We start from the raw sequence: 6,536 nt of genomic DNA, 5'->3' as shown, positions 1-6,536 counted from the left end.
TGCCGGCGAGGTGGCGTGCGCCGCGTCGCCGATGATGACCATGCGGTCGCGGTGCCACACCGGCACCTTGGGGAAGTCGTAGGTGTTCCAGCCCGCGAACACCTCCTCGCTCGCGCCGACGAGGTCGCGGGCGAGGCCGTCCTCCTTCGCCAACAGTTCGGTGAGCCGCGCGCGCCAGTCCACCGCGGCCAGTTCCGCCCGGGACAGCTCGCGGGGCTGGCGCGGGTTGGCGAACCACCACACGTCGCCGTTCGGGTGGACGACATAGGCGTAGAACAGCGCGCGCCCGAAGACCATCTGCATGTGACCGGGCTCGGCGGGTAACCGCAGCCCTTTCGCGTACCCGCCGGCGTTGAGCAGCGGCACGTACCTCGGCGTCGGCGCGTTGGGATCGATGATCGTGCGCACGGTCGAGTGCAGGCCGTCGGCGCCGACGAGCAGATCGGCGCGGGCGCTGGTGCCATCGGCGAAGTGCGCGATCACGCCTCGCGAGTCCGGCGTGGCGGTCACCAGCCGTTTGCCGTACTCGACGGGAACGCCGCGGCGCACCGCCTCGTCGCGCAGCTCCCGGTACAGCTCCGCGCGCTCGATGGTCATCGTGCTGGTCCCGTCCGGCAGGGCGGCGCCGAAGCCGAACTCCGCCATCGGCTTCCTGCCGCCGAGGCCGATGGACATCTTCGTGGTCGCGAAGCCCCTGTCGCGTACGAGGTGTTGCAGGTCGAGCGTGCCGAGCGCGGCGATGCCGTTGACGGCGAGGGTCAGGAACGCGCCGACGCCGTCCGCGTTCCTGTCGTAGGCCTCGTACACAGTCGCGCCGATGCCGGCCTTGCGAAGGGCGATCGCGGTGACCGGGCCGGCCACTCCGCCACCCACGATGAGTGCTACAGTCATATTATGAATATACATGGAATGACCAAGCCGGCAAGGCGTACTAGGGTGCTGACTCGTGGCGAGGAGCACCTTTCGACGGTCCGTACTGGCGCTCGTGCTGCTGTCTCTGCTGGAAGAGGAGCCGATGCACCCGTACCGGATGCACGAGATGATCAAGGAGCGCGGCAAGGACAAGATCGCGAACGTGGCCGCCCGCAACAGCGTCTACCAGACGATCGACCGGCTGGCCCGTGCCGAGCTGATCGCCGTCCTGGAGACGGCTCGGGACGAGCGTCGCCCGGAGCGCACGGTCTACGAGATCACCGAGGCCGGTTCGGCCGCCCTGCGCGAGTGGACGGCCGACATGCTCTCGAGCCCGGCGCCCGAGTACCCCGAGTTCCCGGCCGCGCTGGCGTCGCTGATGGTCCTCGATCCGGAGGAGGTGACCGCGCGCCTGGAGGTGCGACTGGCCGACCTGCGTACCTCGCTCGCCGCGGATCGCCTCGCGGTGGCCGCCGTCCCCGACCTCCCGCGGCTGTTCGTGCTGGACGACGAGTACTCCATCGCCGTCCGTTCGGCGGAGTTGACGTGGCTGGAGGGCGTCCTCGCCGCGCTTCACACCGGCGAGCTCACCTGGTCGGAGGAATGGGTCCGCGCGGTGGCCGAGAAGTTCAAGTGACTATCACGTTCCGTGCTCGACCACTTGCTGGTGTCACACGTGCGCGGCGGGCGTCACCCATTCGTCATCGATTCGGTGGCAGTCCAGGTAGTCGCTGCACTAAGTTCCGAACCACGGGTAGGTAACGGCGAGGGGGGAACCTGCAGAATGAGTGGCGCCGTGAGTTACCGATGGTGACCACGCCCGTGGCCGAGGGGTCGACCGCACCCGGAGCCCGCCGGGTGCTCACCCTGCCCGCGACCGCGGCCCGCAGCATGCGCAAGTCGGCGGCGAGCACGCCCGGCAGGCTGTTCCTGATCGGCGTCGGACTCGTCCTGCTGGCACTGCTCACCGGTGTCGTCGGCGCCATCGCGATGCAGCAGAAGCAGGACACGATCGACAACCTCATCGACCACCGCGAACCCGTGGCGGCCGCGTCGCAGCAGATCTACCGGTCGCTGTCCGACGCGGACGCGACGGCGGCGAGCGCCTTCCTGGCCGGTGGCACCACGCCCACCGAGCTGCGGGACCGCTACGACGCGGACATCGCGACCGCCGGCGCGAACCTCGCCGAGGTGTCCGCCGACGTCAGCGGGGTCACCGCGGCGGAGCGGCAGGTCAATGAGCTGGCCCAGCAGCTCCCCGTCTACACGGGGCTCGTCGAGACCGCGCGGACGTACAACCGGCAGGGCTTCCCGGCCGGGGCGGCGTACCTGCGCGAGGCGTCCGGGCTGATGCGCGCGAAGCTGCTGCGGGCGGCTCAGGAGCTGTACGAGATCGACTCTGCCCGGCTCGCGGACGCGCAGGACGACGCGACGGCCGTGCCCTGGTTCTCGATCGGGCTGGCCCTGGTGCTCCTCGGCGCCCTGGTCGCCGCGCAGTTGTACCTGACCAGGCGGACGAACCGGCTGCTCAACGTCGGTCTGGTCGTCGCGACCGGCGCGGTGGTCGTGGCGTTGATCTGGGGTGCCGTGGCGCTGCTGTTCGAGGCGTCCCGGGTGGGCGACGGGCGCGAGCACGGCACCGGCCAGGTCGAGGTGATCGTCCAGGCCAGGATCGTGGCGCTGAAGATGCGTGCGAACGAGACGTTGACCCTGGTCGCGCGCGGCGACGGCGGCGAGTACGAGGACGAGTTCGTGAAGCTGTCGAAGGACATCTCCGGCTCCGGTTCCCTGCTCGGCTCGGCCCGGGACATGGCCGCCACCGAAGGAAGCAGGAACCTGCTGGCCGCGGCGCAGAAGAATGTGGACGACTGGCTCGCCGCGCACAAGCAGATCCGCAAGCTCGACAACGGCGGCTCCTACGCCGAGGCGGTGTCGCTCGCCACCAGCCCCGATGCGAAGACCAGCGCCGCGACCATGTTCACCAAGCTCGACGACAACCTGCTCAAGGCGCTGCGTGCCGCGCGGCAGCAGTTCGCCGAGGAGACCAGCGGTGCGAGCAACGTGATGGCCGGGCTGGCACCGGGTATCGGCGTTCTGGCGCTGGTCGCGGCGGCAGGGGTGACAATGGGTATCAGGGATCGACTACAGGAGTACCGGTGAGGGCTGGCGGAGTGATGGCGCGACACGGGTCCAGGGTGGGCCTGACCAGTCGTGCCGTGCCGGTGAGCCTCGTCTTCGCGGTGCTGTTGCTCGCCGTGGCCGCGTGCGCGGGCAGCGGGCAGCCGGTCGACCTCGCCAAGGACGTGACGTCGGTGGATCGCCCGTCGCCGGTCGGCGTGGAGGAGAACCCGAAGACGTCGACGACCTCGACCACCCCGGCGCCGCCGTGCGACCCGCGGGCCAGCTACCGCCCGCAGGGCCCGCTGCCGCCCGAGGGGCAGATGCCCAACGACACCACGATGCAGCGAATCCAGGAGCGCGGCCAACTGGTCGCGGGTGTGGACCAGAACACGTTCCTGTTCGGCTTCCGCAACCCGGCCACGGGCGCGCTGGAGGGCTTCGACATAGACCGGGTGCGCGAGATCGCGAAGGCCATCTTCGGCGACCCGAACAAGGTGCAGTTCAAGGTCGTGACGTCGGCGGGCCGGCTCGACGTGCTGGAGAAGGACCAGGTGGACGTGGTCGTACGCACGTTCACGGCCAACTGCGAACGCTGGCAGAAGATCAACTTCTCGTCGACCTACTACATCGCGGGCCAGCGCCTGCTCGTCGACCGCACATCCAACGTGACGAGCCTGGACCAGCTCGGCGGCAAGAAGGTGTGCGCGGCGAAGGGCTCCACCTCCATCACGACCATCAAGCAGAACCCGGCGAAGCTGGTCCCGGTCCAGGTCGACAACTGGACGGACTGCCTGATCATGCTGCAACAGGGACAGGTCTCGGCCGTGTCCACGGACGACACCATCCTGGCGGGGATGGTCGCCCAGGACCCGAACGTCAAGCTCGTCGGCGATCGGTTCACCGACGAGCCGTACGGCATCGGCATCCCGAAGAAGAACACGGACATGGTCCGCTTCGTGAACGCGGTGCTGGAGAAGTCCATCGCGGATGGCTCGTGGGCGAGCAGCTACGACAGATGGCTGGGCAGCAGCATGGGCGGCCAGGCACCACCACAGCCGGCATACCTGGACTAGGGGGTAGGTGATGGCGCTTTCGTGTCCCCGCCCCGGCTGCACGGGCGAGGTCGTCAATGGGAACTGCCAGGAGTGCGGCATAGCGGTGGCCGAGTCCGCCGAACAGGCCGCGGCGCGGCTCCGCAAGGAGGCGGAGGAACGCGCCGCCCGCCTGAACCAGCCCGCGGACGAAGGCTCCGGCTGGTTCGCCCCACCGGACGTCCTCAACGAGAACGAACCTGGCCGCGGCGCTCACCGAAAGCCAGAGGAACCTCAGCCGCCGACGCAGCCACCAGGCCCGGCGGCCGCTGGCCCCGGACCTGCGGGGCCGGGTGCTGCCGGATTGGGTAGTGCCGGGCCCGGGCCTACCGGATCTGGACCCGCCGAATCTGGCGTTGCCGACCCGGGAACTGTCGGCGCCGGATTGGCCGAGCCTGGTGCTGTCGGGGCCGGGTCTGCCGGGCGGGGTGCTGGCGGATCCGATGCTGCCGTGCCGGGAAGTGCCGGTGCCGGATTGGCTGGGCTTGGTGCTGCCGGGGCCGGGTCTGCTGAACGGGGTGCTGCCGGGTTGGGTGTTCCCGGGCCTGGCGTTGCCGGTCCTGGACCTGCTGGATCTCGTGCTGCTGGATCTGGCGTTACCGGCCCGGGAACTGCCGCCAGACTCGCTGGGCCTGGCGCTGCGGGGCCCGGGTCCGCCGGATCTGGTCCTGCCGGTGCTGCTGGCTCGGGAACTGTCGGCGCCGGGCTGGCCGGGCCTGGTGCCGGGGCCGGGTCTGCCGGGCGGGGTGCTGGCAGATCGGATGCTGTCGTGCCGGGAATTGCCCGGCCAGGACCTGCCGGATCTGGCACTACTGGGCCTGGCGTTGCCGATGCTGGCGTTGCCGGCCGCGGAACTGCTGGCGTCGGGCCTGCCGGATCTGGACCTGCCGGTGCTGGTGCTGCTGGCTCCGGCAATGCTGGCTCTGGCTCTGGCTCTGCCGGGCCGGGTGCTGGTGCTGGTCCCGGAGTTGCTGCCGATTCGGGGCGGCCGACTGGGCCCACCGGGCCGACCGGCCAGCCCGGAGTGGCGCAAGGGCCTACTCGACCTGGCCAGGCCTCGTCCCAGCAGGGTGGTTCGACGTGGCAGGGGGCCGCGGGTGGGCCGCCAGCCGGGGTGACGGGTGGCTGGTCGCAGCCGGCTGGACCTGGCCACGCCCAGCCCGGTGCGGGTCAGCCCCGGCACACACCGCCTGGCGGTGTGCCGGCGGTCGGTGCTCAACCCGGTCCGCCTTCGCCCTCGTCCGCGTCAGGACAGGGTTCGCAGAGTGGATGGGCGAACCAGTCGCAGCAAGGTCCGCGGCCGACCGGCTCGCAACCTGGCACCGGGTGGCGCAACCCTCCGGCAGGTCCGCCCACCAACGCGGGACCCAACGCGGCTCCGTCGGGTTCTGGCGGCCCGCCGTCCCAGAGCGGGGCCGATTCGTCGTGGGGGAATCAGCCGCGGTCAGGCTGGCAGCCTGCTGGGGGCTTCCCGCCCAACCAGTCCTCGCAACCGGTTGGGCAGGGCTGGCCGCAGCCCAGCGGTGGCTCGTCCGGTTACTCCCAGCCGGCGCCCTCGGGCGGCGGGGGGTGGCCGCCGTCACAGGGTGGGCCGGCGTCGTCGCTGCGGGATGCTCAGCTCGGGTACGCACCGCCCCGGCCCGCCACCGGGGGCCGGCCGGCGCCGGCGGGGATGCAGTGGGCGCAGGGCGTCCCCGTGCCCAACGTCGCGCCGCGGCAGCCCGGGGTCAGGCCGGCCACCGCGTTGGCGGCCGACGAGCCGCTGCCCACGAGCGTCCTCGACGAGACGCCCATCACCCTCAGCGTCGAGCCACCCCCGGCGCCGCCGCGGCAGTCTGACTCGCCGCCGGCCACGCAGCCCGGGGACGCCGGGCCGCACAGCACCGGCTCCAGTTCCTTCCCCAACACCGGTCGCCGCACCGGCTCGCGTACCTCCGGGCGGGGTCGGCTGGGTGCGGGCCTGGTCGACGTGCCGATAGTGCCGGTCAAGGACCCCGCTTCGGCCGTCCTCGATGACCCGGTCGTCAGCGAGAACAAGCGGTTCTGCAGCAACTGCGGTGCGGAGGTGGGTCGCGCCAAGGACGGCCGGCCCGGACAGACCGAGGGCGAGTGCGCCAAGTGCGGCACCTACTTCAACTTCCGCCCCCGCCTGTTCCGCGGTGACCTCGTCGCCGGGCAGTACGAGGTCCTCGGGTGCCTCGCGTACGGCGGTCTCGGCTGGATCTACCTCGCGAAGGACCACAACGTCAGTGACCGGTGGGTCGTGCTCAAGGGCATGATCGACACGGGCGACCCGACCTCCATGGCGTCGGCGGTCGCGGAACGGCGGTTCCTCGCCGAGGTCGAGCACCCGAACGTGGTGAAGATCTTCAACTTCGTCCAGCACGAGCACTCCGGCTACATCGTCATGGA

General features: G+C 70.9%; 6 protein-coding genes. 5 read left to right on the top strand and 1 reads right to left on the bottom strand.

The window, feature by feature from the left end; all coding sequences use genetic code 11:
- A partial coding sequence (locus ACJ73U_RS25880; protein ID WP_407780306.1) for an FAD-dependent monooxygenase occupies positions 1-891 on the bottom strand: 891 nt, incomplete at its 3' end.
- Between the two features lie 55 nt (positions 892-946).
- Here ACJ73U_RS25880 and ACJ73U_RS25875 point away from each other — a divergent pair.
- The 5 genes from ACJ73U_RS25875 to ACJ73U_RS25855 all read left to right on the top strand — a co-directional run.
- A complete protein-coding gene (locus tag ACJ73U_RS25875) occupies positions 947-1,549 on the top strand; it encodes a PadR family transcriptional regulator (RefSeq protein WP_407780305.1) in 603 nt (200 codons plus the stop codon).
- A gap of 170 nt (positions 1,550-1,719) precedes the next feature.
- On the top strand, positions 1,720-3,072 hold the full coding sequence (locus ACJ73U_RS25870; RefSeq protein WP_407780304.1) for a hypothetical protein: 1,353 nt from the start codon (positions 1,720-1,722) through the stop codon (positions 3,070-3,072).
- Entirely contained in the window at positions 3,069-4,106 is a 1,038-nt protein-coding gene (locus ACJ73U_RS25865; RefSeq protein WP_407780303.1) for a glutamate ABC transporter substrate-binding protein, read from the top strand. Before ACJ73U_RS25870 ends, ACJ73U_RS25865 begins: the two co-directional genes overlap by 4 nt.
- A gap of 374 nt (positions 4,107-4,480) precedes the next feature.
- Positions 4,481-5,242, top strand: a complete 762-nt coding sequence (locus ACJ73U_RS25860; protein ID WP_407780302.1) for a hypothetical protein — start codon at positions 4,481-4,483, stop codon at positions 5,240-5,242.
- Positions 5,243-5,796: 554 nt separating this feature from the next.
- A partial coding sequence (locus ACJ73U_RS25855; RefSeq protein ID WP_407780301.1) for a serine/threonine protein kinase occupies positions 5,797-6,536 on the top strand: 740 nt, incomplete at its 3' end.

Source organism: Actinophytocola sp. (assembly GCF_045807065.1).
GTDB lineage: Bacteria > Actinomycetota > Actinomycetes > Mycobacteriales > Pseudonocardiaceae > Actinophytocola.
The sequence above is the reverse complement of the archived record's forward strand: the minus strand, read 5'-3'. Positions and strand labels throughout refer to the sequence as shown.